Below are 25,305 nucleotides of genomic sequence, written 5' to 3' on the forward strand. Positions count from 1 at the left end.
CCGCCGACTCAAGACGAATCAGCGCCTTGGCCGCGTCACCGTAGACCGCCAACCGCGCCAGAAGCGCGAACAAGTCGCCCACGCCGAGTACCGCCCGAACCGACGGCGACCGCCCGCCCCCGCCCCCGCCAGATCAGCTGCCCCCCGCCGACGGCCCCCAGAGCCCCTCCCCCGTCAGTCCCAGCAGTTCGATCGCGTTGCCGCGGACGAGGCGTTCGACGACGTCGGGGGCGAGGTGGGACATCTGTGTCTCGGCGACCTGGAGGGACTTGGGCCAGGTGGAGTCGGAGTGCGGGTAGTCGGTCTCGTAGAGGACGTTGCCGACGCCGATGGCGTCGAGGTTCTTCAGGCCGAACGCGTCGTCGAAGAAGCAGCCGAAGACGTGGCCGGCGAAGAGTTCGGACGGCGGGCGGCGGACCTTGTCGGCGACGCCGCCCCAGGCGCGGTTCTCCTCCCAGACCACGTCCGCGCGCTCCAGGATGTACGGGATCCACCCGATCTGCCCCTCGGCGTACATGATCCTGAGGTGGGGGAAGCGTTCGAACTTGCCGCTCATGAGCCAGTCGGTCATCGAGAAGCAGCAGTTGGCGAAGGTGATGGTGGAGCCGACGGCGGGCGGCGCGTCGGCCGACGTCGACGGCATCTTCGACGACGAGCCGATGTGCATGGCGATGACCGTGCCGGTCTCGTCGCAGGCGCGCAGGAACGGGTCCCAGTAGTCGGTGTGGATGCTGGGCAGCCCCAGGTGCGGCGGGATCTCGCTGAAGCAGACGGCGCGCGCGCCGCGGGCCGCGTTGCGGCGCACCTCCTGGGCGGCCAGCTCCGCGTCCCACAGGGGGATGAGGGTCAGCGGGATCAGTCGGCCGCCGGCCTGCGGGCCGCACCACTCCTCGACCATCCAGTCGTTGTAGGCGCGCACCCCGAGCAGTCCCAGGTCGCGGTCCTTGGCCTCGGTGAAGGTCTGGCCGCAGAAGCGCGGGAAGGTGGGGAAGCAGAGGGCGGACTGGACGTGGTTGACGTCCATGTCGGCCAGCCGGTCGGGGACCGCGTAGGAGCCGGGGCGCATCTGCTCGTAGGTGATGCCCTCCAGTTTGATCTCGTCGCGGGGGTAGCCGACGGCGGTGTCCAGGCGGGTCAGCGGGCGGTGCAGGTCCTCGTAGATCCACCAGTCGGCTATCGGCCCGTCGTCGCCGGGCGCACCCATCTTCGGGGCGAACTTGCCGCCGACGAAGGTCATCTCCTTGACGGGGGCGCGGACGATGCGGGGGCCGGTGTCGTGGTACTTCGACGGGAGGCGGTCCCGCCAGACGCCCGGGGGCTCCACGGTGTGGTCGTCGACCGAGATGATCAGGGGGAAGGGCTCCGGGGAGTGTTCGGGCGGCTGGGTCTCCTTGGGCTGCGTGGTCTCCATGGGCGGTACGGTAGCGCTGATCTGACGGTCCGTCAGTAAGTTGGACGGGGAACGGGTCGGCGGGCGCGCGACGTCGGGGCGGTCGCGGGGCCCCGCGGGACGGCACGAGGCGGCCCGAGCTGCGGCGGGACGTCCCGCCGGGGGGGGGCCGACCGGCGCCCCCCGGGGCCGTACGCAGGCACTTCCGGCGGCCGGTATCGATCCACCGGCAGTAACAAACCAGCCAGTCAGAAACGTTGTGCGGCGTGCCGGGTGGACAGCAGCGGGCCTTCCAGCGGCGACCGGGGAGGTCGGTCCGAACGCGGGCCGGCGGGCGGGTGAGCGGGTGACGGTCGGCGCGGCACACCGCACCCATCAGGGCGAATACGCCGGACGGCCGCCGTCGGGGGCGGAGCGGGAGAGAACGGAAGGTTCCCCTCCGAACTCCCGGGAAATCACCGCGCCTTCCCCTCCGCGCCGCACGAGGAGGCTTTGTGCACGCTCCGGACCCCTACTGACGCGAGGGGGCGCGACAAGGCAGACTGACCGTTGCGCACGATGTAAAGGCGCGAACGGCCTTGACAAAGCGGACAGACGGGACAGGGCAGGGGGACACCATGGACGACGGTCCGGGACAGGTGCGGGAGCGGCTCCGCTTCACCGTGCTCGGTCCCGTGCGGGCCTGGCGCGGTGCGACGCCGCTGGCCGCGGGTTCTCCGCAGCAGCGTGCCCTGCTCGCCGCGCTGCTGCTACGCGGCGGCCGGACCGCCACCGCGCCCGAGCTCGTCGACGCCCTGTGGGGCGACGAACCGCCGCACGCCGCGCTCGCCGCCCTGCGGACCTACGCCTCCCGCCTGCGCAAGGCGCTCGGCACCGACGCGGAGGCGCTGGTCAGCGAGTCCGGCGGCTACGCCCTGCGGTCCGTGGACGGAGTCCCGTTGGACCTCGACCACGACACCGCCGAGCAGTACGCCGCCGAGGCCGAGAAGGCCAAGGCCGCCGGCGACCGCACCCGCGCCCGCGAACTCCTCGACGCCGCACTGGACCTGTGGGACGGCGAACCGCTCGCCAGCGTCCCCGGGCCGTACGCCGAGAACCAACGCACCCGCCTCCAGGAGTGGCGGCTGTCCCTGACCGAGGTCCGGCTCGACCTGGACCTGGAGGCCGGCTGCCACGCCGAGGCGGTCTCCGAACTCACCGCGCTCACCGCCGCGCACCCGCTGCGCGAACGACTGCGGGAACTGCTCATGCTGGCCCTCTACCGCAGCGGCCGGCAGGCCGAGGCGCTCGCGGTGTACGCCGACACCCGGCGGCTGCTCGCGGACGAGCTGGGCGTGGACCCCTGCGCGTCGCTCTCCGAGCTCCACCAGCGGATCCTGCGGGCCGACACCGAGTTGGACGCCCCGTCCGCCGCGGACTCCGGTTCGCCGGAGGCCACCTTCGTCCGGCCGCGCCAGCTCCCGGCCACCGTCGCCGACTTCACCGGCCGCGCCGCCTTCGTCACGGAACTCAGCGACCAGCTAGCGACGGCGGAGGGCAGCGTGATGGCGGTCTCCGCGGTCGCCGGCATCGGCGGCGTCGGCAAGACCACCCTCGCGGTGCACGTCGCCCACGCCGCACGGGAACACTTCCCGGACGGCCAGCTCTACGTCGACCTCCAGGGCGCGGGCCACAACCCCGCCGAACCCGAGGCGGTGCTCGGCGCCTTCCTGCGCGCCCTGGGCGCCGCGGACTCCGCCATCCCCGACGGACTGGAGGAACGGGCCGCCCTCTACCGCTCCACGCTCGCCGGACGGCGCGTCCTGGCGCTGCTCGACAACGCCCGGGACGCCGCCCAGGTCCGCCCCCTCCTGCCCGGTACGGCCGGGTGCGCGGCCCTGATCACCAGCCGCTCCCGGATGATCGACCTGGCCTCGGCCCATCTGGTCGACCTCGACGTGATGAGTCCCGAGGAGGCCCTGACCCTCTTCACCCGCATCGTCGGCGAGGAGCGTGTCACCTCCGAACGGCAGGCCGCCATGGCGGTGGTCGGCGCCTGCGGCTTCCTGCCGCTGGCCATCCGCATCGCCGCCTCGCGGCTGGCCGCCCGCCGCACCTGGACGGTCTCCACCCTGGCCAGCAAGCTCGCCGACGAACGCCGCCGACTGGACGAACTCCGCGCCGGCGACCTGGCCGTGAAGGCCACCTTCGAACTGGGCTACAAGCAACTGGAGCCGGCCCAGGCCCGCGCCTTCCGCCTGCTGGGCCTGGCCGACGGGCCGGACATCTCGCTGACCGCCGCGGCCGCCGTGCTCAACCTGCCGCCGGACGACACCGAGGAACTGCTCGAATCGCTGGTCGACACCTCCCTGTTGGAGTCCGCGGCCCCGGGTCGCTACCGCTACCACGACCTGGTGCGCCTGTACGCCCGCGCCTGCGCCGAGCGCGACGAGCACCCGCCCTCCGATCGGCATGCGGCGCTCTCCCGGCTGCTCGACTTCTACCTGGTGACCGCCTCCCGGATGTACGCACTGGAACGCCCCGGGGACCGGCTGATCGCCCACATGGAGCCCACCGACTACCCGGGGCTGGAATTCCCCGACCGCGCCTCCGCGTTGGAGTGGCTGTTCAGCGAGGCGGGGTGCGTCCTGGCGTGCGCCCGGCAGTCCACGAGCCCGTCGACCCTGCGCCGCGCCGCCGACCTGCTGCTGCTCACCAAGGACCTCGCCGAATCCGGGGCCGACGCCCTCCAGTACGAGCAGGCGAACACCGCCCTGCTGACCGCGGCGCGCGAGCTCGGCGACGAACACGCACAGGCCCGTATCCACACCGCCCTGGCCTACGTCCGGACGCTCTCGGGCCGGCTGGAAGACGCCGACGAGAACGCCAAGTCCGCGATGCTGCTCGGGCTCGCCGCCGGGGACGCCTTCTCCTCCTCCTACGCCCCCAACGACCGCGGCATCATCGCCAACGCGCAGCGCCGCCACAAGGATGCCGAGGCGTACCTGCTGCAGGCCCTGGCGGCCTTCCGCGACGACGGCAATCGGCAGTCCGAGGCCAGCGCGCTGTGCAACCTCTCCCGCGTGCACCTGGACACCGGGCGGGTGGACCACGCCATCCGCCTGGCGGAGGAGGGCATCGCGATCTACCACGACCTCGGAGCCAGACGGCGTCTCGCCAACGGCATGTACGCCCTCGCGCTGGCCTACACCCAAGCCGGGCGGCTGCCCGAGGCGGCCGAGCAACTGATGTCCGCCCTGGGCATCTTCCGGGACAGCCGCCAGCGCTTCTGGGAGGGCATGACCAACTACCGGCTGGCCGAGGTGGACCTCGCCGCCGGCCGCCCCACCGCCGCCGCCAACCGCGCCGAACAGGCGCTGACCGCGTTGCGGGGAATCGGCGGGGAGCCGTGGCGGGCGAGCGCCCTGACCACGCTCGGCCGCGCCCTGCACCAGATCGGGCACGGCGGTCGGGCCCGCGTGTGCTGGCAGGAAGCCCTGACGATCTTCGAGCGGCTGGGCTCCGCGGAAAGCGCCGCCGTGCGCAGCCTGCTCACGCCCGCAACGGTGGCCTGACGCCCGTTCAGCCGCGCGCCGCCGGCGTTTATCGATCGTTCATCGGCCCGGGCCAATCTTATGGCTACCGATCCGCCGCCTCGGGGGGCAAGCGGCTCGGTGCCCAGGCCGCGCAGTTATCGTGAGCGGCCGCGTCACGTCCGTCCGGCGGCCAACGGGGGAGTCGCCGGCCGGACTGACAGCCTTCAAGCGCCCATCAGGAGTTGATCGCCATGAGCACCGAGAACACTGTGCAGAATTCGGGGGAACGGGACGTCGTCGCCCCGCGCGACAGCCATCAGCCGATCATCGCGCCGCGTGACAGCCACCAGCCGATCATCGCGCCCGGCACCGCGCCGAAGGTCCCGAAGCCCCGGGACCGCGACGTCGTCAAGCCGATGGACAGCCACCAGCCCATCGCCGCCGACGCGGTCACCGCGGAAGCCCCGGCGGACAAGGTCGGGAAGGCTCCGGCCGAGGGGGAGAACCTCACCACCATGGACAGCCACCAGCCCGTCGGCGGAGTCAAGTAGACCGTCGACGCAGGGGGGAACACGGGGGAAGGGGGACACGGGGGACACGGGGGACACGGGGGACGGGGGGCACGACCGGAGGGCCCGGGGGGGGCTCCGGGGGGATCCGGATGATTCCGGGAGTTCGTAGGGGCCGTTTTCCCGTGGCTTGGAGGGGAAGCCACGGAAAACCGGCCCCTACGACGTTTTCGTGCGGGAAGTAAAACCTGCAGATGTGCCTCGGCTTTCCATGGCAAGGCTCGAACACCTGCACACACTTGACGCTAGTTTGTTTCTGGGAACAGCAACGACCCCCGTTACTAGAGGAGTTGGAATGACCCGCACGAAGAAGTCCCTGGCCGTCGCCGCCATCGCGGCGGCCGTGCTCGGCACCGCCGCGGTGCCCGCCATGGCCGACAACCACATACCCGGCCCGCCGAACACGGTCACGGCCCAGGACAAGCACATGCCGATGGCGCCGCAGGACAACCACGCACCGCTGGCCCCGCAGGCCCAGCACGCGGGGCTGGCTCCGATGGACAACCACATGCCCTGACCGGGAGCCGAAGGACAGCCCTCCGGTAGCGGCATCACGGACGGGGTCGGGTCTGCACCCGGCCCCGTCCGCCGTTCCGCAACGGCCGGACGTTTCCATTCCGAAACGCTCGGCGCGGCCCGGCAGCAGTGCGCGGCACCCGACGGGGCACCGCACCACATCTGACGCTCCGTCAGTTCTGGTGCTACAGTCACGCCCCACCCCGCCCATCCACCCCCGGAGGCGCGCCGTGTTCGAACCCGCCCGTCTACGCACGCTGTGGGAACTGGTCGAGTACCGGGCGCGGGCCTCCGGGGACGCGCCGATGTTCTTCGACGGCGACGGCGACGGCGGGCGGACCGTGACCTTCGGGGCGGTCCGGGACGCCGCGGCGCGCGCCGCGGCCGGGTTCCGGCAGTGGGGCATCGGGGCCGGCACGCGGGTGATGTGGCAGCTGCCGACCCGGATCGACACGGTGGTCGCGTCGCTCGCGCTGGCCCGGCTCGGGGCCGTGCAGACGCCGGTGATCCACCTGCACCGGGCGCGGGAGGTCGGGTTCATCCTGCGTGAGTCGGCCGCCGAGTTCGCCCTGGTGCCCGGGGCGTGGCGGGGCTTCGACTACCCGGCGATGGTGCGCGGCGCGGCCGGGGACCACTCCGACGTGCGCGTCGTCTCGGTAGCGGACGGGCTGCCCGAGGGCGATCCGGACACCCTGCCCGCGGCCCCGGCCGCCGCGGACGACGCCACGCGGTGGATCTACTACACGTCCGGCACGACCTCCGCCCCCAAGGGCGTCGAGCACACCGACGCCTCGCTCATCGCCGGCGGCGTGGGGCTGGCCACCGCACTGGGCATGACGGCGGACGACGTCGGCTCGCTCGCGTTCCCGTACGCCCATATCGCCGGGCCGGACTACGTGATCGCCATGCTGGTCAGCGGCTTCCCTGCGGTGGTGCTGGAGAGCTTCGACGCGGACCGGGCGGCCGCGGTCTACCGACGCCACGGGGTGACCATGGCGGGCGGCAGCACCGCGTTCTACCAGGCGTTCCACGACGCCTCGCGGCGCCGCCGGGCCGCCACGCCGGACGCCGGGCCGCTGATCCCCTCGCTGCGGCTGCTGTCCGGCGGCGGGGCGCCGCTGCCGCCCGAGCTGTACCGCGCGGCCGGACGGGAACTGGGCTGCGCCGTGGTGCACGGGTACGGGATGACGGAGAGCCCGATGATCGCCATGGGGACGCCGTACGACGCGGACGAACAGCTGGCGCACACCGTCGGCCGGCCCGTGGCGGGCGCCCGGGTGCGGATCGTGCGGGCGGACGGGAGCCCGGCCGCGACCGGCGAGACCGGTGAGGTCACGGTCTCCGGGCCGATGGTGTTCCGGCGCTACACCGATCCCGCGCTGACGGCCGGGGCGTTCACCGCGGACGGCGCGTTCCGCACCGGCGACCTCGGGCACCTGCGGGCCGACGGGCACCTGGTGCTCACCGGGCGGCTGAAGGACATCATCATCCGCAAGGGCGAGAACATCTCCGCACAGGAGGTCGAGGACCTGGTGCACACCCACCCTGCGGTGGCCCAGGCGGCGGTGATCGGCCTGCCGGACCGGGAGCGCGGCGAGCGGGTCTGCGCGGTGGTCACGCTCGCCGAACCGCGGGACGGTGCGCCGCCGCTCACCCTGGCCGACCTCACCGCGCACCTGCGGGCGGCGGGGCTGATGACGCAGAAGCTGCCGGAGCAGTTGGAGATCACCGATGCGCTGCCGCGCGGCGGGCCGCTGGACAAGGTCCTGAAGGCGGCGCTGCGGGAACGCTACGGGCGGTAGCGGCTGCCCGGGGCGGGGCCGGGCGCGCCGATGAGTTCTTCGGCGTTGCGGGGTCTGCACTCGTGAGACCGGCCGCGGTGGCCGGTCCGCCGGAGGAAAGGACCCGCAACCATGACCGAGAAGGCTGCCCCGCCGACCCCGCCGATCGACTTCGCGGCGCAGGCCCGGGAGGTGGCGCGGCTCGCCGCCGGGACCGCCGACGCGCAACTGGCGGCGCCCACCCCCTGCCCCGCGTACGCCGTGCGGCACCTGCTGGGCCACCTGGCCGGGTTGTCCGTCGCGTTCCGGGACGCCGCGCGCAAGGACCTGGGGCCGACCACCGACACGCCCCCGGACACCGAGCTGCCGGACGTCGCCCCGGGCTGGCGCGCGGAACTGGCGCGGAACCTCGACGAGTTGGCGGCGGCCTGGCGGGTGCCGGCCGCCTGGGAGGGCGAGACGCGGGTGGGCGGGGTCACCCTGCCCGGGGCCGCCGCGGGCCGGTTCGCGCTGAACGAACTGGTGTTGCACGGCTGGGACCTGGCGCGCGCCACCGGCCAGCGGTACGCGCCCGACGGCGCGAGTCTGGAGGTCGCGCACGGGCTGCTGGCGGCCGTGGCCGACGAGGCGCGCGACGGGTCGCTCTTCGGGCCGGCGGTCCCGGTGGCGCCGGACGCGCCGCTGCTGGACCGGGTGGTGGCGCTCGGCGGACGCGCGCCGGACTGGACGGCGGCACCGGCGGCCCCGGCGGACGGCGACGCGCGGTGAGCGGCGCCCGGTGAACGGCCGCCGACCGCCCGGCCCTTGACCCTCACATCGGTGTCAGGGCTTAGGAAGGGGGCGTCCGACCCAGTCACCCGTATCGGGAGCGGAGGCCCCCATGAGCGACGCCGTCACCCCCCAGCACCCCACCGCGCCCCCCGACGTCCCCGGTGCGGGCACCGGGCGGCCGGACCGGATGCGGCTGCACGTCGTCCTGCCGTCCGAGGCGGGCACGATGCCCGCCCCGGAGCTGGTCCGGCTGGCCCGGGAGGCCGAGGAGCTGGGGTACGCGGGGGTCTGGCTGCCGGACCACCTGCTGCCGCCGGGCCCGTACGGGCGTCCGCCGGAGGGCTACGGCGGGGTGTACGAGGCGCTGACCACGCTCGCCTTCCTGGCCGCCGCGACGGAGCGGCTCACGCTGGGGACGTCGGTGCTGATCGCGCCGCTGCGCGAACCGCTGCTGCTGGCCCGGCAGTCGGCGACGCTGGCGCGGCTGAGCGGTGGCCGGTTCGTGCTGGGCGTCGGCGTGGGCTGGCAGCCGTACGAGTTCGCCGCGGCCGGCGTCGGCTTCGGCGACCGGGGTGCGCGCACGGACCGGACGCTGCGGCTGGTGCGGCACCTGCACGCGGGAGCGGGCGGGCCCTACGACGACGGGCAGGTGGCCTTCGACGGGCGGGCGGTGTTCCAACCGGTGCCGCGGGAGCCGGTGCCGTTCCTGATCGGCGGGAACTCGGACGCGGCGCTGCGCCGCGCCGCGGAGTTCGGCGGCCACTGGCAGGGGGTGGGGCTCACCCCCGGGCAGTTCGCCGAGCGGGCGGCGGAGTTGGCCCGGCGGGCCGCGTCGCGCGGGACCCGGGTGACGGCCGGCACCCGGATCGGCTGGGACGGCCCGGACCGCACGGTCGCGAACGTGGCGGCCGAGGTCGCCGACTGGGAGGCGGCGGGCGCCGCGGACCTCGGGGTGTGGTTCGGGTCGGCGGACGCCGGGTTCGCGGACCGGATGCGGGCGCTGGCGGAGCGGACCGGGGTCGCCGGCGGCCGCGTCGCACGGTGATCCCGGTCCGTTCCGCCAGCGCCCGGCGACCGCGTCGCGGGCCGTTCGGCTCGGCCGGGGCCGAGGAGGGCCGTTCCGGGCGGGGCGTCGTCGGACGCTCCGCCCGGAACGGCCTCCGGGGGGGGGCTGGGGCATCAGCCGATGGGGTTGACGAAGGTGGCCGGGTGGGTGGCGCCGCGCTGGTCGAGGAGCGTGCCCCAGGGCCACTCGACCTTCAGCGAGGTGGTCTCGTTGGGCGGGGTGATCTCCACCCATGCGGGCTGGTAGAAGCCCTCGCTCTCCTTGGTCATGGCGACGTTGAGCGTGACGTCGGTGCTGTCGCCGGGCGCCAGGGTGATCGAGCTGAACTTGGCCGAGGAGCGGGCCAGCGACCACCGCTCGCCGCCGTTGACGGACGTCAGGTCCACGCCCGGGAACCCGCCGATCTTGCAGGCGCGGCTGCCCTTGTTGACCAGGTTGATGCTGGTGGTCGTCGACCCGCCCGCGTCCTCGTCCGGGACCGCGTCCCCGCCGGTGTTGAACGACGCCTTCAGCCCGGAGGTGTGGCAGCGCTCGATGCCCGAGCCCGCCCGGCCGCCGGTGGCGTGCGCGGTCCCCGCCTGCTGGCCCGCGGCCCCCGCCTTCGTGCCGCCCTCGGCCCCCGTGCCCGCCTTGGCGCCACCGTCCGGACCGTCGGCGGCGGGGCCGGCGGCGTCGCGGCCGGCAGTGTCGGTGCCCGCGGAGTCGGCGGAGGAGCCGGCGGCGTCCACGCCGGCGGCGCCCACCGCTCTCTCCGTGCCGCCGGCGGCCTTGGCGGCGCCGGGCGTGTCCGCACCGGAGCAGGCGGTCAGGGTCAGGCCGGCGACCGCGGTCAGTGCCGCGGCGGCGATGCGCAGGGTGTGGCGGCGGGCGTTGCGGACGGCGGTGTTGGAGCTCATGTCAGGTCCCCCCGGGACGGTCGGTGTCGTGGTCTCCTCGGTACGACACCCACTCTGTCCCGGCGCCCTGGCGTCCGGCTGCCACGTGGCTAACGCGCCGCTAATGCCCCCGCGGCCGCGCCCTGCGCGGTCGCCGGCGCGGGCGTCCCCCGACCCGGTCGACCCTCAGCACGCCCCGCCCGGCCCGGTACGCGAACCGCCCTGCCGCAGCCGCCCCTTGACCACCTTGCCGCTCGCGTTGCGCGGCAGTCCGGCGACGAACTCCACCTCCCGGGGGACCTTGTAGTTCGCCATCTCGCGCCGGGACCAGGCGATGAGGTCGTCCGCGGTGAGCCGGGAACCGTGGCGGCGGACCGCGTACGCCTTGCCGACCTCGCCGAGGCGGCGGTCGGGGACGCCGATGACCGCGACCTCGGTGATGTCCGGGTGACGGGCGAGGAGTTGCTCTATCTCGGCGGGATAGGCGTTGAAGCCGCCCACGATGAACATGTCCTTGATGCGGTCGGTGATCCGGAGGTTGCCGGCCCCGTCCAGGACGCCGACGTCGCCGGTGCGCAGCCAGCCGTCGGGGGTGAGCGCGGCGGCGGTGGCGGCCGGGTCCTCGAAGTAGCCGGACATCACGTGGTAGCCGCGGACCAGGATCTCGCCGGCCTCGCCGGGCGGCTGCGGACGGCCCGCCGGGTCCACCACCCGGACCTCGGTGTCCGGCACGGCGCGCCCGGAGGTCGCCGCGATCACCTCGGGCGGGTCGCCGCGCCGGCACATGGTGACCACGCCGGTGCTCTCCGACAGGCCGTAGGCCGTCAGGACGGTGGCCACCTTCAGCTCGCCGCGCAGCCGTTCGACGAGCTCCAGCGGGACGACGGCGGCGCCGGTGACGACCAGCCGCAGCGCCGACAGGTCGTGCAGGGCGCGGTCGGGGTGGTCCAGGAGCTGCTGGTGGAGGGTGGGCGGGCCGGGCAGCACGGAGATCGCCTCGGCGGCGATGTTGGCGAGCGCGGTCTCCACGCTGAAGACCGGCTGCGGGACCATCGTGGCGCCGCGCAGCAGGCAGGCGACGACGCCGGCCTTGTAGCCGAAGGTGTGGAAGAAGGGGTTGACGATGAGGTAGCGGTCGCCCTCCTCCAGGCCGGCCAGTGCGCTCCAGACGTCGTAGGCGCGCAGGGTCTGGCCGTGGGTGATCACGGCGCCCTTGGGATGGCCGGTGGTACCGGAGGTGAAGATGATGTCGGAGGGGTCGTCGGGGCCGAGGGCGTCGGCGCGGGCCCGGACCGCCTCGGGCGGCACCGCCGCACCGGCCGCGAGGAAGTCGCGCCAGGTGGTGAAGTCGGCGGGGGCGTCGTCGGCGAGCACCACCACCCGTTCCAGGTGCGGCAGTCCGGGCAGCGGGCCGTGGCCGTCGCCCCGCTCGGCGGCGCGGCGCAGCGAGGCGACGTAGGAGGTGCCGAGGAAGGTGCCGGTGACGAAGAGGACCTTGGCGCGGGTGCGGCGCAGCACGTCGGCCGCCTCGGCGCCCTTGAAGCGGGTGTTGACCGGGACGAGGACCGCGCCGGAGGTCACCGCGCCGAGGGCGGAGACGATCCAGTCGAGGGTGTTGGGCGCCCAGACCGCGACCCGGTCGCCGGGGGCGACGCCGGCGGCGAGGCAGGCCGCGGCGGCCCGCTCCACCCGCCCGCCCAGTTCGGTGTAGGACACCCGGGTGCGGCCCTCGACGACGGCCTCCCGGGGGCCGTACCGCGCGGCGGCCGCGCGCACCAGGTGCGCCAGCGAGCCGTACGCCACGTCCGCCCGCGCATCGAGCTGTTCGCCCATCGCACTGCCTCCCGCTCCCGGCAAAGACCCCGCACCGCACTAGCTGACTGTCCGTCAGATTAGCGGTAGCCTCCTCCGCTGTCAGCAGTGACGGCCGAGCACGGAGGTGGCGATGGGGGCGACCCTCAAGGACGCTACGGCGATCGTCGGCATCGGACAGACACCCTTTGCCAAACAACTCCACGAATCCGAGCGGACCTTGGCGTGCCGGGCGATCGTCGCCGCCCTGGACGACGCCGGTATCGCCCCCTCCGAGGTGGACGCCTTCGCGTCGTACACCATGGAGGAGACCGACGAGGTCGAGATCGCCAAGTCCATCGGCGCCGGGGACGTCACCCACTTCTCCAAGGTCGGCTACGGCGGCGGCGGTTCGTGCGCGACGGTGGCGCACCTGGCCGCCGCCATCGCCACCGGGCAGGCGAGCGTCGGCGTCGCCTGGCGGTCCCGCAAACGCGGCTCCGGACCCCGACCGTGGACCAGCACCAGCGCCCAACTCCCCACCCCCGGCCAGTGGACCCGGCCCTTCGGCCTGCTCCGACCCGCCGACGAGATCGCCATGCTGGCCCGGCGCTACATGCACGAGTACGGCGCCACCCGCGACCACTTCTTCAACGTCGCGCTGGCCTGCCGCAACCGTGCCAACCAGAACCCGGCCGCGATGATGTACGACCGCCCGCTGACCCGCGAGATGTACATGACCTCCCGCTGGATCAGCGAACCGCTCTGCCTCTTCGACAACTGCCTGGAGACGGACGGCGCCCTGGCCTGCGTCGTGGTCTCCGCCGCGCGCGCCCGCGACTGCCGCCGGCGCCCGGTCTACGTCCACGCCGCGGCCCAGGGCCTGCCCGCCCAGCACCACGGCATGGTCAACTACTGGAACGACGACCCGCTCAGCGGCCCGGCCCAGGCCGCCGCCCGCCACCTCTGGAAGGGCGCCGACCTCGGACCGCAGGACGTCGACGTGGCGCAGATCTACGACGCGTTCACCCCGCTGATACCCCTCTCCCTGGAGGGCTACGGCTTCTGCGGGCGCGGCGAGGGCGCGGCCTTCACCGAGGGCGGCGCCCTGGAGATCGGCGGCCGGCTCCCCCTCAACACCGCCGGCGGCGGCCTCTCCGAGGCGTACCTGCACGGCTTCAACCTCATCACCGAAGGCGTCCGCCAACTGCGCGGCACCAGCACCGCGCAGGTTCCCGACGCCGCCACCTGCCTCGTCACCGCGGGCGAGTGCGTGCCCACCTCCGCGCTACTGCTGAGGAGCTGATCCGAGATGCGCGCAGACCACCGCGCCGGCGGGACCGCCGCCGACGCCCGATCCGTGACCGCCGACGGACCCCCGGCCCCCGAGACCGGCCTGCTGACACCCGTCACCGACGACGACGGGGCCCCCTTCTGGGAGTACGCGGCCCGCGGCGAGCTCCGCGTGCAGACCTGCACCGACTGCGACGAACCGCGCTTCCCGCCCCGGCCCTGCTGCCCGCACTGCCAGTCGTTCACCGCCCACTGGCAGCGGACGAGCGGCCGCGGCCGGATCTGGTCCTTCGTCGTGCCGCATCCGCCGCTGCTGCCCGCCTACGCGGCCCAGGCCCCCTACAACACGATCGTCGTGGAGCTCGCCGAGGCGCCGCGGATCCGGCTGGTCGGCAACCTCGTCGCCGCCGCCGACGCCGCCCTGAACTCCGTCGACCCGGCCAAGCTGCGCATCGGCGCCCCCGTGAAGGCCGTCTTCCACCGCACGCCCGACGGCCCCACCGTCCCCCGCTGGGTCCTGGAGCGGCCGTGACGTCCCCCGGGGTCCGCACCGAGACCGCCGACGGGGTCGCCCTGGTCACCCTGGACCGCCCCGACCGGCACAACGCCCTCGACCTGGCCACCGCCACCCAACTCACCGCCATCTGGCGGGAGTTGCGCTTCGACGACACGGTGCGCGCGGCGGTCCTCACCGGGGCCGGCGGCCGCGCCTTCTGCACCGGTCTGGACCGCTCCGCCGACGTCCCCCAGCCCGCCAGCCCGTTCTCCCTCGACGACCCGCTGCTCCGGATCGGCCCGAAGGCCAACGACCTGTGGAAGCCGGTGGTCGCCGCGGTCGAGGGCATGGCCTGCGGCGGCGCCTTCTACCTGCTGGGCGAGGCGGAGTTCCTCATCGCCGCCGAGGACGCCACCTTCTTCGACCCGCACACCACCTACGGGATGGTCAGCGCCTACGAGTCCATCCTCATGGCGCAGCGGATGCCGCACGGCGAGATCGCCCGGCTCGCCCTGATGGGCACCGCGGAGCGGCTCGGCGCCCGCCGCGCCCACGCCGTCGGCCTGGTCTCCGAACTGACCCCGCCCGGCGCCGCCGCCGAGACCGCGCTGCGCCGGGCCGCGGTGCTGGCCGCGCAGCCCACCGAGGCCGTCCAGGGCACCGTCCGCGCCCTGTGGGCGGCGAAGGAGGCCACCCGGGCCCAGGCACTGGCGCACGCCCCGCAGCTGATCGCGCTGGGCAACCTCCCGCCGGAGCGGCAGGCCGCCCTGTTCGCCGCCCGCCCGCGGGCCACCACCGCGGCCGCCCCGCCGCCCGTCAGATGACCGGCGGCGCACCGCCGCGCCGCCGGGCCCCCGTCACATCTTGGACTTCGACGCCCGGGTGATCTGGCAGGTGTACCAGAACGCCTGCCAGGAGGACTGGTTCAGCGTGTACTTGGCGGTGTAGGTCTCGGTCGCACCGGGCGCCACCACGACGCTGCGCTGGTGCTGCCCGTAGGACGAGCCGTCCGCCGGCCGGTCCTTCATCCAGTCGATCCGCATGTCGTAGGAGTACGAACTGGTCGTCGACGGGTTGGTGATGGAGACCGTGTAGGTGAACTGGCGCAGCGAGGCGGAGAAGTCGCAGCCGCTGCCGCGGACGTCGGACCGCCCGTCCGGGTCGTACGTCTCCTGCGTCGGCGACGGCGAGTAGCTGTCGTAGCCGGGCGTGTACGACGGGGTCGGGTTGTACGGGTCGTAGCTGGCGGACGGCGAGGCCGTCGCCCAGCTCGGGGGCGTCACGTCGATCTTGGGCCGGCCGAACGCACAGCCGCCGACCGTGGCGAGCGTGACCGCCGCCACCCCCACCGCGAGTCCCGCCCTGATCCCCCTGCGGACCCGGTCCGCGGTGCCCGCGGCGGCCGTGCCCGTGCGCGTACGCGTGCGCTGCTGCATGTCCTTCGACCATCCCCCGTTGCTGCGTTCCGACACGCGCCACCCCCAGGGTTGACGCGTGCACGGCACCCTAGCAAGAGCCGGTGACAGCCCGTACGGAGCCCTCGGCGCGGTCGGACCGCATCCGGCCGTGCTTGTCTAGCGGGCGCAGACGGGCAGGCGTAGCGTCGATCACGGGACGACAGGACGAGTCGAAACGAGGCGACGCCGGTGGTGCGCAACGTGCTCGGCTCCCTGATCGCCCTCATCGGAGCGACGGCCGCCGTCTGGAGCCCCTTCCGTCCCTGGTACGACGGCCGTCACGGAAGCGACATCCGGATCGAGGACCTCTTCAACGGCCTCACCGACGGCGGCGCCACGCTCTTCGGCTCGCTGCTGCTGCCGATGGTCTTCGCCGGGCTGCTCACCCTGATCGGCGTGGTGCTGCGCTCCCGTTTGCTGATCACCCTCGCCGGGCTGGTGGTGCTGGGCTGCACCGTCCTGTGGATGGTCCGCCAGGGCCAACGCACCGGCGAACTCGCCGCCGGCGCCCATGGGCTGGGCATCGGCGCGGCCACCGCACTCGGCGGCGGCGCCCTGCTGATCCTGGGCGCCCTCGTCATGCGCGGACGCCCCCGCCGGGTCCCGGCACACGAGGACTACAACGACGCCCGCGACGCCCGCGACGCCCGCGACGCCTACGATTCCTACGGCGAGGACCGCGACGGCTACGGCCGCGCGCCCCACCGGCCGCCGCCCGACGCCTGGGACCGCTCTGACCAGTCCACCCGGACCTGGCACCCGCAGCCGCCCGGCCCCGCTCCCGGCCCACCGCCCCCGCCGACCGGGCCGCAGGCGCCCACGCCGCCCGTGGAGTGGGGCCGGAACCAACGGCCGGCCCCGGAGCACCCCCCGGACGACCGACCGACCCGACCGGACTGGCCCGCCCCGCCGGACGGACCGGAGGCACCGCACGACCCGGGGCCGAGCGGGCCGGACGCACCCCGGTGACGGCCCGCCACGGCCCGCCAGCGAGGAGCCCCGCCTACGGGCGCCGGGCCAACCCCGTCCCCTTGGCGGCGTCCAGGGCGTACACGCAACGGTCCTTGCTGCAGGCGTAGACCACCCCGCCGACCGCCACCGGAGAGCCGGTGATCTCACCGCCGGTGGCCAGCTTCCACCGCAGCTGACCGCCCATCGCGTCGAGGGTGTACAGGCAGTGGTCGTTGGAGCCGAAGTGCACCCGGCCCTCCGCGACCACCGGGGAGCCCACGACCTCGGCGCCCGCCTGGAAGCGCCAGCGCGGGGTGCCGGTCACCGCGTCGAGCGTGTAGAGCGCCTTGCCGCTGCCCAGGTGGACGGCGCCGTGCGCGACCAGGACCGGTTCGGTGGACTGGCGCGACTCGGTGGCGATCCGCCAGCGGTCCCGGCCGTCCGCCGCGTCCAGGGCGTAGACCGTGCCGAGGTAGTCGGCGAGGTAGAGGCCGCCGCCGGTGACGGCCGGACCGGGCGCGAAGGCGGGCGGGCTCAGGAAGGCAGCGGGCGCCTCGAAGTGCCAGCGCACGTCACCGCGGGCGGCGTCCAGGGCCAGCACCCGGGTGCCGGCGACCACGTACACCGCACCGTCCGACGCGGGCAGCACCCGGACCGGCACGCCGCCGCAGGACGCCGCGTCGCCCACCGGGTACGACCAGCGCTCGACGCCGGTGCGCGCCTGAAGCGCCTTGAGCCGGGCGTCGGCCCAGACGTAGACCGTGCCCTCGTGCTGGACCGGCGCGGCCTCGGGGGTCTCGAACTCGGTCTGGGCGCCGGACAGCTCCCACAGCCGCTCGCCGGTGGTGGCCTCCCGCGCCTGGACGCCGCCGCCCCGGGTGCTGGTGACGACGGTGCCGCGGTCCGCGGTGAGGGCGTAGACCCATCCCTCGCTGCTCAGGCGCCACAGCTCGCCGCCGTCGTCGGCGTCCAGGGCGTAGAGGGTGGGGCCGTCCGAGGCGTGGATGCGGCCCTCGGCGACCGTCATCGCCCAGGCGACGTCCCGGGTCTTGAACTTCCGTCGGCCGCTGCCCACATCGAGGGCGTGCACTTCGAAGGAGGTGACGTAGAGCAGGTCGCCGGCGACCACCGGGGTGCCCCAGACGTCGTTCGACATCCGGAACCGCCAGGGGCGCCAGCGGCCGGGCTCGGCGGACGGCGGCTCCGGCGGGGCCGCCGGCAGGGCCTCCCCACCGGAGCCGCCGGTGACCGCACCCTGCTGGGGCACGACGGCCGCGGGTGCCCCGGCCGGCGGCCGGACCCAGTTCGTGGCGGCGGCCGGGCCGTGCTGCGGCGGGGCGTCGGCGGCGCGCGGGCCGGGCCCTATCGGGGCGGGCGAGCCCCCGAGCCGCACGGGACCGCCGGCGGCGTCCGGGGCCGGCGGGGCGGTGGCGGGCTGGGGCACCGGGGCGGCCGCGCCGCGGGGGTCGGCGGCGCGGTGCGCACCGGGGCCGGCGCCGATCCGGCCGGGCCAGCCCTCGGCCGGCCGGGAGCCCTCGGCCCGCTGCGGCACGGGTTGCGGCGGGGCCTGCGGCATGGGCGGCGCGGCCACCGGCTCCCGGGGTGCGGCGGCGGCCCGCGGGATGCTCGGTGCCACGGCGCCCCGGCCGCCGCCGCGCCGCTGCTCGATGAGCGCCACGGCGCCGGGCGGCAGCCAGGCGGACGCGGTGCCGCTGTCGTCGCTGCCGGAGCTGAAGAGGTGCGGCGCCAGTTGGGACTGCAGATCGGCCGGGGACGGCCGGTGGACCGCCTCCATCTGCATGCAGGACTCCATCAGCGGGCGCAGTTCGTCGGGCAGTCCGGCCACGTCGGGGCCTTCCCGCAGCAGCATGAAGACCGTCTCGACGGGGTTGGCGCCGTGGAACGGCGCGTGCCCGGTGGCGGCGAAGACCAGTGTGGAGCCGAGCGAGAAGACGTCGCTGGCGCCGGTGACGCTGCGGGAGTCGCGGGCCTGCTCCGGCGACATGTAGGCGGGCGTGCCGACGGCCACGTTGGTCATCGTCAGGCGGGTGTTGGACACCCCGGAGGCGATGCCGAAGTCGATCACCCGGGGGCCGTCCTCGACCACCAGGACGTTCGACGGCTTCAGGTCGCGGTGGACGAGGCCGGCGCCGTGGATGGACTGGAGCGCCTCGGCGATGCCGGCGGCGAGCCAGCGCACCGCCTGGACCGGCAGCGGCCCGCACTCATTGACTATCTCCTCCAGGGAGGGCGCGGGCACGTACGCGGTGGCCAGCCAGGGCACGGCCGCCCGGGGGTCGGCGTCGACGACGGCCGCGGTGTAGAAGCCGCTGACCGCGCGGGCCGCCTCCACCTCGCGGGTGAACCGGACCCGGAACAGCTGGTCCTCGGCGAGTTCGGACCGGACCGTCTTGATCGCCACACGCCGACCGGACGCCGACCGCGCCAGATAGACCAGTCCCATGCCGCCGGCCCCGAGACGGCCGAGGACCTCGAACGGGCCGATCCGCCGGGGATCGTGCTGCGTCAGCTGCTCCACCACTTGCCTGCCACCTCCCCGTGGGGCATAGAACGAGACTCTCCAAAGCCACGAGCCGCCGAGGGCGACTGCCCCGCGCAGCGTCTCACCGCCAGGCCGAAACGGCCGTACGCACCTTGATTCTTCCTGGCCGGGCCGGCGGTTGCGAACCCGGGGCCTGTCGGCCGTGTCACGACTCACCCCCTGCGGTACGCAACAAGCCCATTACCCGGCGTATTCCACCCCGCCCTGACGTGCTCCGATACGTCCGGGGACGGGTGATTGCCGAAGGGTTACCGACCAGTTGCGGCCCGCGCGGGGGCGCCGTTCGCGGAATTTCCGCCGCCCATCGCCCCATCCGGACGGACTGGTTCCGCCCAGGCGGACGGATTGGCGGGTCTCCGCCGCCCCCTCGACGCCCGACGCGAAGCCAGGCGACCAACCGCCCTCCGTGGCCGAAAACGCCCCATTTCCCCGCCCGTCATCCGTCCGCACGCCTTCCCCCGCACCCCGCCTTGCGTCAACGGATCAATTCTGCTTCGCCCGCGGCGATTTCGCGGTCGTGACACCGCGCGCGGCGCGGGGATTCCCCCACTCCCCTCGCCAGGCACCCGATGCGGCACGCCCGCCCCCTTGTCCACCGATGTTGTCCACAGCCTGTTGATAACAGCATTCACTGGATCGGACCAATGCCTGGGCAGCCAGTCCCGGCGGCCGTCGGGCCCCCAACCAGCACGGCTACGGGCGCCGGGCGGCCCGAACTCCCCCGTCCCCATTTGCAGGCAGCCAAATCGCGCTCCGATCACCCCTCGGTAAGCTGACGGCATGACAGGACAAGTGCGAACCGTCGACGGCAGAGTTGCCGGCCGCCGCGGACAGGCGACGCGGCAAAAGCTCCTCGACTGCCTCAGTGAAATGCTCAGTTCGTCCCCCTATCGGGACGTCAAAGTCATCGATGTGGCCCGAAAAGCGGGCACTTCACCCGCGACGTTCTATCAGTACTTCCCGGACGTTGAAGGTGCGGTCCTCGAAATCGCCGAAGAGATGGCGAAAGAGGGCGCGAGCCTGACCCATCTCGTCGCCGAACGCTCCTGGGCGGGCAAATCCGGTTGGCAGGCCGCCGAGGAGTTGGTCGACGGCTTCCTCTCCTTCTGGCGCAAGCACGACGCGATCCTGCGCGTGGTCGACCTGGGTGCCGCCGAGGGCGACAAGCGGTTCTACAAGATCCGCATGAAGATCCTCAACGCGGTCACCAACTCCCTTACGGAGTCGATCCAGGAGCTCCAGGCCAAGAACAAGGTCGACAAGGACGTCAGCCCGGCAGCCATGGCCGGCTCCATCGTCGCCATGCTCGCGGCGGTCGCCGGCCACCAGAAGGGCTTCCAGAGCTGGGGCGTCAAACAGGCCGACCTCAAGCCCAACCTCGCCCTGCTCGTGCACTTCGGCGTCACCGGCAAGAAGCCCACCAAGTAACGGGCCACCAAGTAGCGGGCCGCCCCGCCCGGATCCCGAGGGTCCGCGTCGGGACCGCCGCACCGGTCGGGCCGCCGAGCCGCCGTTCCCGCCGCGCCGGAACGCCGCGCCGCACCGTCGCGCCCCAGCCGCCGCACTACCGCCGGGGAGGCCGTCGCACCCCCGATGTCCCGGTGTCGCCGGGGCAGTTCGCCCACGTCGTCCTCTGTTCGTCCTGCCATAGTCGTACCGCGTCGCAGCGGGTGCCGACCGCCCTTTCGGGGCCGTACGGCACCCGCTGCGCGCGTATGACGGCCCCGTCCGGGCAGGTCAGCGCCGGTCCAGCCGGAACAGGCGGATCTCCCGTTCCAGCCGCGCCTGATAGGCCGCGTACGGCGGCCAGAACTCCAGCGCCGCCCGCCAGGCCCGCGCGCGCTCCTCGCCGGTGAGCAGCCGGGCCCGCACCGGGACGTCCCGACCCCGCCAACTCACCTCCGCCTCCGGGTTCTTGATCAAGTTCCCGGTCCAGGCCGGGTGTCCCGGGCGGCCGAAGTTGCTGCCGATCAGCAGCCAGCCGCCGTCGTCCTGCGGCATGCAGGCCAGCGGGGTGCTGCGCGGCAGGCCGCTCCTGGCGCCGGTGGCGGTCAGCACGACGCCGGGCAGCATCCGGGTGCTGAGCAGCGCCTTCCCGCCGGTCATTCGGTGGACGGCGCGGTCCAGCGCGGGGATGACGTGCGGTGCGACCCGGGCGAACGTGCGGGTCGAGGAGATCTTCTGCACCAGCCGTGTGCGTCGGTCCATCAGGCACCGACCGCCGCTCGCGCCACCGGGCCGGCGGGGGCGTCCGCGCCCGCCCCGTCCGACCCGCCGGCCCCGAACAGGCCGGCCTGCTCCGCCGCCCGGGCCCGCAGTCGGTGCACCGGGCCCAGCAGCAGCTCGTCACAGGCCGCCCGCTTGAAGTACAGGTGCGCCGTGTGCTCCCACGTGAAGCCGAGCCCGCCGTGCAGTTGCACCGCCTCGGCGGCGACCGCGCGCAGCGCCTCCAGCGACTGGGCCAGCGCCAGGCCGCCCGCCCCGGGTTCGGGGTGGGCGCCGCCCGCCGCCCAGGCCGCGTAGTACGCCGCGGAGCGCGCCGCCTGCACCGCCACGTACAGGTCGGCGAGCCGGTGCTGCACCGCCTGGAAGGACCCGATCGGGCGGCCGAACTGGGTGCGCTCCTTGACGTAGCCGACCGTGCGGGACAGCGCCGCGTCGGCCGCGCCGACCCCCTCTGCCGCCAGGCACGCGGCCGCCGTCGCCCCGGTGGCGGCCAGCGCCGCGGCCACCGCGCCGTCGCCCCCGGCCGGGTCGGGCCCCAGCAACTCCGCTGCCACGTCGCGGAGTTCGATGCGTGCCTGCGGACGGGTCTCGTCCATCGCGGTCTGCCGGGTCCGCAGCAGCCCGGGCGTCTCGGTGCCGTCCGGGCCCGTGGTGCGCACGGCCAGGAGCAGGGTCCGGCTGCGCGCGAAGCCGCCGGTGTGCGCGGCGACCACCAGCACGTCCGCGGTGTGCCCGTCGAGGACCTGGCCGGCCTCCCCGTAGAGCCGCCAGGCACCGTCGACCTGCCGTGCCTGGATCCCGCCGGCCCGGCCGCCGCCGGCCCAGTCACCGTCGTTCGGCCCGGTCAGTGCCAGCGCGGTGGCCAGCCGTCCGTCGGGGACGACGAGGGTGGCGGTCAGCTCCCCGGCGGCGAGCGGCGGGAGCAGTGCGGCGCGCTGCTCCTCCCCGCCCAGTGCGAGGATCAGCGGCGCGGCGAGCACGGCGGTGCCGATCAGCGGTGCGGGCAGCAGGGCGCGGCCGGTCTCCTCGCAGGCCAGGGCGAGTTCGGTGGGGCCGCAGTCGGCTCCACCGTACGCGGCGGGCAGGGCGAGGCCGGGCAGCCCCAACTGCCCGGCGAGCTGCCGCCACAGCGCCTGGTCGTGGCCCGCCGGGGTGCGGACCGCGGCCCTGACCTCGTCCGGGCCGCAGCGCTTGTCCAGCAGTGCGCGCAGGGTGCGGCGGATCTCGTCCTGCTCCTCGGTGAACGCGGCATCCATCGGCGGGCTCCTCCCGGCCGTGCGGCGACGCCCGTCCGCTCGAACGGGGTCCGATCTGACGGCCCGTCATAGTAGGCATCCGGGCGGCACTTTCCTAGAGACGGGCGCGGGGAAGCCGTGTGTCGGAGCCCCTGCCCACTCCCCCAAATCTGATGTACCGTCAGATTTATGAGGCTGACGCCAGGGACCCCTTCCCGGAACCGCAAGGTCGCCGTCGCCGGAGTCGCGCTCTCCGACTGCGGACGGGTGGACGAGGCCACCCCGTACGCCCTGCACGCCCAGGCCGCCCGCCGGGCGCTCGCCGACTCCGGCCTGGACCGGTCGGTGATCGACGGCTTCGCCTCGGCCGGGCTCGGCACCCTCGCCCCCGTCGAGGTCGCCGAATACCTCGGACTGCGCCCCACCTGGGTGGACTCCACCTCGGTCGGCGGCGCCACCTGGGAGGTGATGGCCGCGCACGCCGCCGACGCCATCGCGGCCGGGCACGCCAACGCCGTCCTGCTCGTCTACGGCTCCACCGCCCGCGCCGACATCAAGGCCAAGCGCCGCACCGCCAACCTCTCCTTCGGCGCCCGCGGCCCGCTCCAGTTCGAGGTCCCCTACGGGCACACCCTGATCGCCAAATACGCCATGGCGGCCCGCCGCCACCAGCACCAGTACGGCACGACCCTGGAACAGCTGGCCCAGATAGCCGTCCAGGCACGGGCCAACGCGGCCACCAACCCGGACGCCATGTACCGCGACCCGATCACCGTCGACGAGGTGCTGTCCGGCCCGATGATCGCCGACCCGTTCACCAAGCTGCACTGCTGCATCCGCTCCGACGGCGGCTGCGCGGTCCTGCTGGTCGCCGAGGACCACGTGCCCGACCTCGCCAGACGGCCGGTCTGGGTGCTCGGTTCGGGCACCGCCGTCTCGCACACCACCATGGCGGAGTGGGACGACTTCACCGTCTCCCCGGCCGCCGTCTCCGGCCGGCTCGCCTTCCAACGGGCCGGCGTCCGCCCCGCCGAGATCGACCTCGCCGAGATCTACGACGCCTTCACCTACATGACCCTGGTGACGCTGGAGGACCTGGGCTTCTGCGCCAAGGGGGAGGGCGGACCGTTCGTCGAGAAGGGGCGGCTGCTGCGGGACGGGGAGCTGCCGGTCAACACCGACGGCGGCGGACTGGCCGCCTGCCACCCCGGCATGCGGGGGCTGTTCCTGCTGGTCGAGGCGGTGCGACAGCTGCGCGGCGAGGCCGGCCCGGACCGCCAGGTCCACAAACCGGACGGCACCCTGCCGCAACTGGCCGTCGCGTCCGGCACCGGCGGCTGGTTCTGCTCCTCGGGAACCGTGGTCCTCGGACGGGGATAGCGGCCCGCCCGACGGCGGCCGTCGCCCCTTCCGCCGGCACCCCGAACACCCCGCGTACGCTGCCTGGCATGCCCGACCACACGGACCACCCCGCCGCCGGGGCCGCTCCGGACCCCGCTCCCAGCGGCCCCGCGGTCCCCGCGGCCCCCGGGACGGCAGCCGACGCCGACGCCCGCGCCTTCCGCACGCTCCTGCGCGGCCTGCGGGTCTGGGACGGCGAGCTGCCGACCTTCGCCGCGGAGCGGGCGCCGGCCGAGCCGCTGCCACTGTTCCGGCAGTGGTTGCGGGAGGCCGCCGAGGCCGGCGTTCCCGAGCCGCACACCATGTCCCTGGCGACGGCCGACGCGGCCGGCGACCCCTCCGTGCGGATCGTGATGCTGCACGACGCGGACGAGCACGGCTGGCACTTCGGCACCCACCGCGACAGCCGCAAGGGCCGCGAGCTGGCCGCCCGCCCCCGCGCCGCGCTGGCCTTCTACTGGCCGGCGGTCGGCCGCCAGGTCCGGGTCCACGGCACCGTGACCGCGGCGGGCCCGAAGGAGAGCGCGGCCGATCTGCACCACCGCTCCACGGGCGCACTGGCCGCCGCCCTGGTGGGCCGCCAGAGCCAGGTGCTCGGCTCGGCCGAGGAGCTGGCCCGCGCCGCGGACGCCGCCTGGGAACGCGCCCGGCGCGAACCGGACGCACCGGTACCGACCTGGACGCTGTACGTGCTGCGCGCCGACGAGGTCGAGTTCTTCCAGGGCGACCAGCACCGGCGTCAGCACGTACGACTCAACTACCGCCGCGGCGCGGACGGTTGGGAGAGGGAGCTGCTCTGGCCGTGAGACCGGCCGGGCGCCGGGCCGCCCGGCGCCCGGCCGCCGCGGGCGGCTACAGCTTCTGGTACATGACGTGCAGCCCCACGTACCCGTGAGCGGGGTGGTGGAAGCCCTCGGGGATGGTCGTCATGATCCGGAAGCCGAGTGACTGCCAGAGGGCGACCGCGCCGGTGTTGGCCTCCACCACCGCGTTGAACTGCATCCCCCGGTAGCCCTCGGCGCGGGCCCAGGCCAGGGCGTGCTCCCCCAGCGCCCGCCCGGTGCCGCGCCGGCGGTGCTGCGGGTCGACCATGAAGCTGGCGCTGGCGACGTGCGCGCCGTTCCCGCTGTGGTTGGGGTTCATCTTGGCCGAGCCGAGCACCGTTCCGCGCTCGTCGACGGCGATCACCGTGCGGCCCGGCGGGCGGAGCATCCACAGGTCGCGGGCGGCCGGCTCGTCGAGGTCCTGGGGGTAGGCGTAGGTCTCGCCGGCCCGTACGACGGAACGGAAGAACGGCCAGATCGACGGCCAGTCGGCCGGGTTCGCGTCTCGAATCAGCACGCGGGCAGCCTTCCCGAGAAGCCCGTCCTCCGCCACTCCATTAATCCGGCGGGCGCGCCGGCGGGCGC

General features: G+C 74.5%; 21 protein-coding genes. 13 read left to right on the plus strand and 8 right to left on the minus strand.

Translation table 11 applies throughout. The annotated features are described in order from the left end of the window. Nucleotides 1-133 precede the first annotated feature (133 nt). Nucleotides 134-1,411, minus strand: a complete 1,278-nt coding sequence (locus ACJ6WD_RS34730) for an amidohydrolase family protein (RefSeq protein ID WP_407617223.1) — start codon at nt 1,409-1,411, stop codon at nt 134-136. A gap of 596 nt (nt 1,412-2,007) precedes the next feature. Here ACJ6WD_RS34730 and ACJ6WD_RS34735 point away from each other — a divergent pair. The 6 genes from ACJ6WD_RS34735 (at nt 2,008) to ACJ6WD_RS34760 (ending at nt 9,587) form a co-directional block, all read left to right on the plus strand. Continuing rightward, nucleotides 2,008-4,944: a BTAD domain-containing putative transcriptional regulator gene (locus ACJ6WD_RS34735; protein WP_233658756.1), complete on the plus strand. Its 2,937-nt coding sequence runs from the start codon at nt 2,008-2,010 to the stop codon at nt 4,942-4,944. 212 nt (nt 4,945-5,156) lie between these two features. Beyond that, nucleotides 5,157-5,456 (plus strand): hypothetical protein, encoded by a 300-nt coding sequence (locus ACJ6WD_RS34740; RefSeq protein WP_376557148.1) that lies wholly within the window; start codon nt 5,157-5,159, stop codon nt 5,454-5,456. A 313-nt stretch (nt 5,457-5,769) separates the two neighbouring features. Beyond that, complete coding sequence (locus ACJ6WD_RS34745; protein WP_233658759.1) at nt 5,770-5,991, plus strand: hypothetical protein; 222 nt, start codon at nt 5,770-5,772, stop codon at nt 5,989-5,991. A gap of 229 nt (nt 5,992-6,220) precedes the next feature. Continuing rightward, nucleotides 6,221-7,792: a class I adenylate-forming enzyme family protein gene (locus tag ACJ6WD_RS34750; RefSeq protein ID WP_407617224.1), complete on the plus strand. Its 1,572-nt coding sequence runs from the start codon at nt 6,221-6,223 to the stop codon at nt 7,790-7,792. A gap of 111 nt (nt 7,793-7,903) precedes the next feature. Next, entirely contained in the window at nt 7,904-8,539 is a 636-nt protein-coding gene (locus ACJ6WD_RS34755; RefSeq protein WP_407617225.1) for a TIGR03086 family metal-binding protein, read from the plus strand. 112 nt (nt 8,540-8,651) lie between these two features. After that, nucleotides 8,652-9,587, plus strand: a complete 936-nt coding sequence (locus ACJ6WD_RS34760; RefSeq protein ID WP_407617226.1) for a TIGR03619 family F420-dependent LLM class oxidoreductase — start codon at nt 8,652-8,654, stop codon at nt 9,585-9,587. 134 nt (nt 9,588-9,721) lie between these two features. On the opposite strand, the gene ACJ6WD_RS34765 is transcribed toward ACJ6WD_RS34760, so the two are convergent. Together ACJ6WD_RS34765 and ACJ6WD_RS34770 are read right to left on the minus strand one after the other, a co-directional pair. After that, complete coding sequence (locus ACJ6WD_RS34765; protein ID WP_376447179.1) at nt 9,722-10,504, minus strand: DUF4232 domain-containing protein; 783 nt, start codon at nt 10,502-10,504, stop codon at nt 9,722-9,724. A gap of 165 nt (nt 10,505-10,669) precedes the next feature. Then, nucleotides 10,670-12,316 (minus strand): FadD3 family acyl-CoA ligase, encoded by a 1,647-nt coding sequence (locus ACJ6WD_RS34770; protein ID WP_376447180.1) that lies wholly within the window; start codon nt 12,314-12,316, stop codon nt 10,670-10,672. A gap of 112 nt (nt 12,317-12,428) precedes the next feature. On the opposite strand from ACJ6WD_RS34770, the gene ACJ6WD_RS34775 reads away from it, so the two are divergent. Genes ACJ6WD_RS34775 through ACJ6WD_RS34785 form a run of 3 tightly spaced genes read left to right on the plus strand, consistent with a single transcriptional unit; the run spans nt 12,429 to nt 14,887 of the window. Then, the gene (locus ACJ6WD_RS34775) at nt 12,429-13,580 is read left to right on the plus strand and encodes a lipid-transfer protein (RefSeq protein ID WP_233658774.1); all 1,152 of its coding nucleotides are present in this window, start codon (nt 12,429-12,431) and stop codon (nt 13,578-13,580) included. 6 nt (nt 13,581-13,586) lie between these two features. Next, a complete protein-coding gene (locus tag ACJ6WD_RS34780) occupies nt 13,587-14,099 on the plus strand; it encodes a Zn-ribbon domain-containing OB-fold protein (protein ID WP_016571025.1) in 513 nt (170 codons plus the stop codon). Next, nucleotides 14,096-14,887: an enoyl-CoA hydratase/isomerase family protein gene (locus ACJ6WD_RS34785; RefSeq protein WP_407617227.1), complete on the plus strand. Its 792-nt coding sequence runs from the start codon at nt 14,096-14,098 to the stop codon at nt 14,885-14,887. The genes ACJ6WD_RS34780 and ACJ6WD_RS34785 overlap by 4 nt, the downstream gene beginning before the upstream one ends. Before the next feature lie 33 nt (nt 14,888-14,920). Here ACJ6WD_RS34785 and ACJ6WD_RS34790 read toward each other — a convergent pair whose 3' ends face one another. Further along, complete coding sequence (locus tag ACJ6WD_RS34790) at nt 14,921-15,499, minus strand: hypothetical protein (protein ID WP_016571027.1); 579 nt, start codon at nt 15,497-15,499, stop codon at nt 14,921-14,923. A 210-nt stretch (nt 15,500-15,709) separates the two neighbouring features. Here ACJ6WD_RS34790 and ACJ6WD_RS34795 point away from each other — a divergent pair, with 210 nt between their 5' ends. Continuing rightward, nucleotides 15,710-16,489, plus strand: a complete 780-nt coding sequence (locus ACJ6WD_RS34795; protein WP_407617228.1) for a hypothetical protein — start codon at nt 15,710-15,712, stop codon at nt 16,487-16,489. A gap of 34 nt (nt 16,490-16,523) precedes the next feature. Here the strand turns inward: ACJ6WD_RS34795 and ACJ6WD_RS34800 are convergent, their stop codons facing one another. Beyond that, the gene (locus tag ACJ6WD_RS34800; RefSeq protein WP_376447182.1) at nt 16,524-19,010 is read right to left on the minus strand and encodes a PQQ-binding-like beta-propeller repeat protein; all 2,487 of its coding nucleotides are present in this window, start codon (nt 19,008-19,010) and stop codon (nt 16,524-16,526) included. A gap of 804 nt (nt 19,011-19,814) precedes the next feature. Here ACJ6WD_RS34800 and ACJ6WD_RS34805 point away from each other — a divergent pair. Then, complete coding sequence (locus tag ACJ6WD_RS34805; protein ID WP_275464205.1) at nt 19,815-20,462, plus strand: TetR family transcriptional regulator; 648 nt, start codon at nt 19,815-19,817, stop codon at nt 20,460-20,462. Nucleotides 20,463-20,771: 309 nt separating this feature from the next. On the opposite strand, the gene ACJ6WD_RS34810 is transcribed toward ACJ6WD_RS34805, so the two are convergent. Together ACJ6WD_RS34810 and ACJ6WD_RS34815 are read right to left on the minus strand one after the other, a co-directional pair. Next, nucleotides 20,772-21,242, minus strand: a complete 471-nt coding sequence (locus tag ACJ6WD_RS34810; protein ID WP_233658796.1) for a nitroreductase family deazaflavin-dependent oxidoreductase — start codon at nt 21,240-21,242, stop codon at nt 20,772-20,774. After that, a complete protein-coding gene (locus tag ACJ6WD_RS34815; protein ID WP_376447183.1) occupies nt 21,242-22,516 on the minus strand; it encodes an acyl-CoA dehydrogenase family protein in 1,275 nt (424 codons plus the stop codon). Before ACJ6WD_RS34815 ends, ACJ6WD_RS34810 begins: the two co-directional genes overlap by 1 nt. A 168-nt stretch (nt 22,517-22,684) precedes the next feature. Here ACJ6WD_RS34815 and ACJ6WD_RS34820 point away from each other — a divergent pair, with 168 nt between their 5' ends. Then, a complete protein-coding gene (locus tag ACJ6WD_RS34820; protein ID WP_407617229.1) occupies nt 22,685-23,875 on the plus strand; it encodes a thiolase C-terminal domain-containing protein in 1,191 nt (396 codons plus the stop codon). Nucleotides 23,876-23,943: 68 nt separating this feature from the next. Next, nucleotides 23,944-24,702: a pyridoxal 5'-phosphate synthase gene (locus ACJ6WD_RS34825; RefSeq protein ID WP_233658801.1), complete on the plus strand. Its 759-nt coding sequence runs from the start codon at nt 23,944-23,946 to the stop codon at nt 24,700-24,702. 46 nt (nt 24,703-24,748) lie between these two features. Here ACJ6WD_RS34825 and ACJ6WD_RS34830 read toward each other — a convergent pair whose 3' ends face one another. Beyond that, the gene (locus ACJ6WD_RS34830) at nt 24,749-25,237 is read right to left on the minus strand and encodes a GNAT family N-acetyltransferase (protein WP_331247696.1); all 489 of its coding nucleotides are present in this window, start codon (nt 25,235-25,237) and stop codon (nt 24,749-24,751) included. Nucleotides 25,238-25,305: the final 68 nt, after the last annotated feature.

The organism is Streptomyces sp. VTCC 41912, assembly GCF_045799175.1.
Lineage (GTDB): Bacteria > Actinomycetota > Actinomycetes > Streptomycetales > Streptomycetaceae > Streptomyces > Streptomyces albulus_C.

Coding starts and splice junctions, on each gene's coding strand:
- ACJ6WD_RS34730 (WP_407617223.1), bottom strand. CDS start 1,411: ATGGAGACCACGCAGCCCAAGGAGACCCAGCCGCCCGAACACTCCCCG.
- ACJ6WD_RS34735 (WP_233658756.1), top strand. CDS start 2,008: ATGGACGACGGTCCGGGACAGGTGCGGGAGCGGCTCCGCTTCACCGTG.
- ACJ6WD_RS34740 (WP_376557148.1), top strand. CDS start 5,157: ATGAGCACCGAGAACACTGTGCAGAATTCGGGGGAACGGGACGTCGTC.
- ACJ6WD_RS34745 (WP_233658759.1), top strand. CDS start 5,770: ATGACCCGCACGAAGAAGTCCCTGGCCGTCGCCGCCATCGCGGCGGCC.
- ACJ6WD_RS34755 (WP_407617225.1), top strand. CDS start 7,904: ATGACCGAGAAGGCTGCCCCGCCGACCCCGCCGATCGACTTCGCGGCG.
- ACJ6WD_RS34760 (WP_407617226.1), top strand. CDS start 8,652: ATGAGCGACGCCGTCACCCCCCAGCACCCCACCGCGCCCCCCGACGTC.
- ACJ6WD_RS34765 (WP_376447179.1), bottom strand. CDS start 10,504: ATGAGCTCCAACACCGCCGTCCGCAACGCCCGCCGCCACACCCTGCGC.
- ACJ6WD_RS34770 (WP_376447180.1), bottom strand. CDS start 12,316: ATGGGCGAACAGCTCGATGCGCGGGCGGACGTGGCGTACGGCTCGCTG.
- ACJ6WD_RS34775 (WP_233658774.1), top strand. CDS start 12,429: ATGGGGGCGACCCTCAAGGACGCTACGGCGATCGTCGGCATCGGACAG.
- ACJ6WD_RS34780 (WP_016571025.1), top strand. CDS start 13,587: ATGCGCGCAGACCACCGCGCCGGCGGGACCGCCGCCGACGCCCGATCC.
- ACJ6WD_RS34790 (WP_016571027.1), bottom strand. CDS start 15,499: ATGCAGCAGCGCACGCGTACGCGCACGGGCACGGCCGCCGCGGGCACC.
- ACJ6WD_RS34805 (WP_275464205.1), top strand. CDS start 19,815: ATGACAGGACAAGTGCGAACCGTCGACGGCAGAGTTGCCGGCCGCCGC.
- ACJ6WD_RS34810 (WP_233658796.1), bottom strand. CDS start 21,242: ATGGACCGACGCACACGGCTGGTGCAGAAGATCTCCTCGACCCGCACG.
- ACJ6WD_RS34815 (WP_376447183.1), bottom strand. CDS start 22,516: ATGGATGCCGCGTTCACCGAGGAGCAGGACGAGATCCGCCGCACCCTG.
- ACJ6WD_RS34820 (WP_407617229.1), top strand. CDS start 22,685: ATGAGGCTGACGCCAGGGACCCCTTCCCGGAACCGCAAGGTCGCCGTC.
- ACJ6WD_RS34825 (WP_233658801.1), top strand. CDS start 23,944: ATGCCCGACCACACGGACCACCCCGCCGCCGGGGCCGCTCCGGACCCC.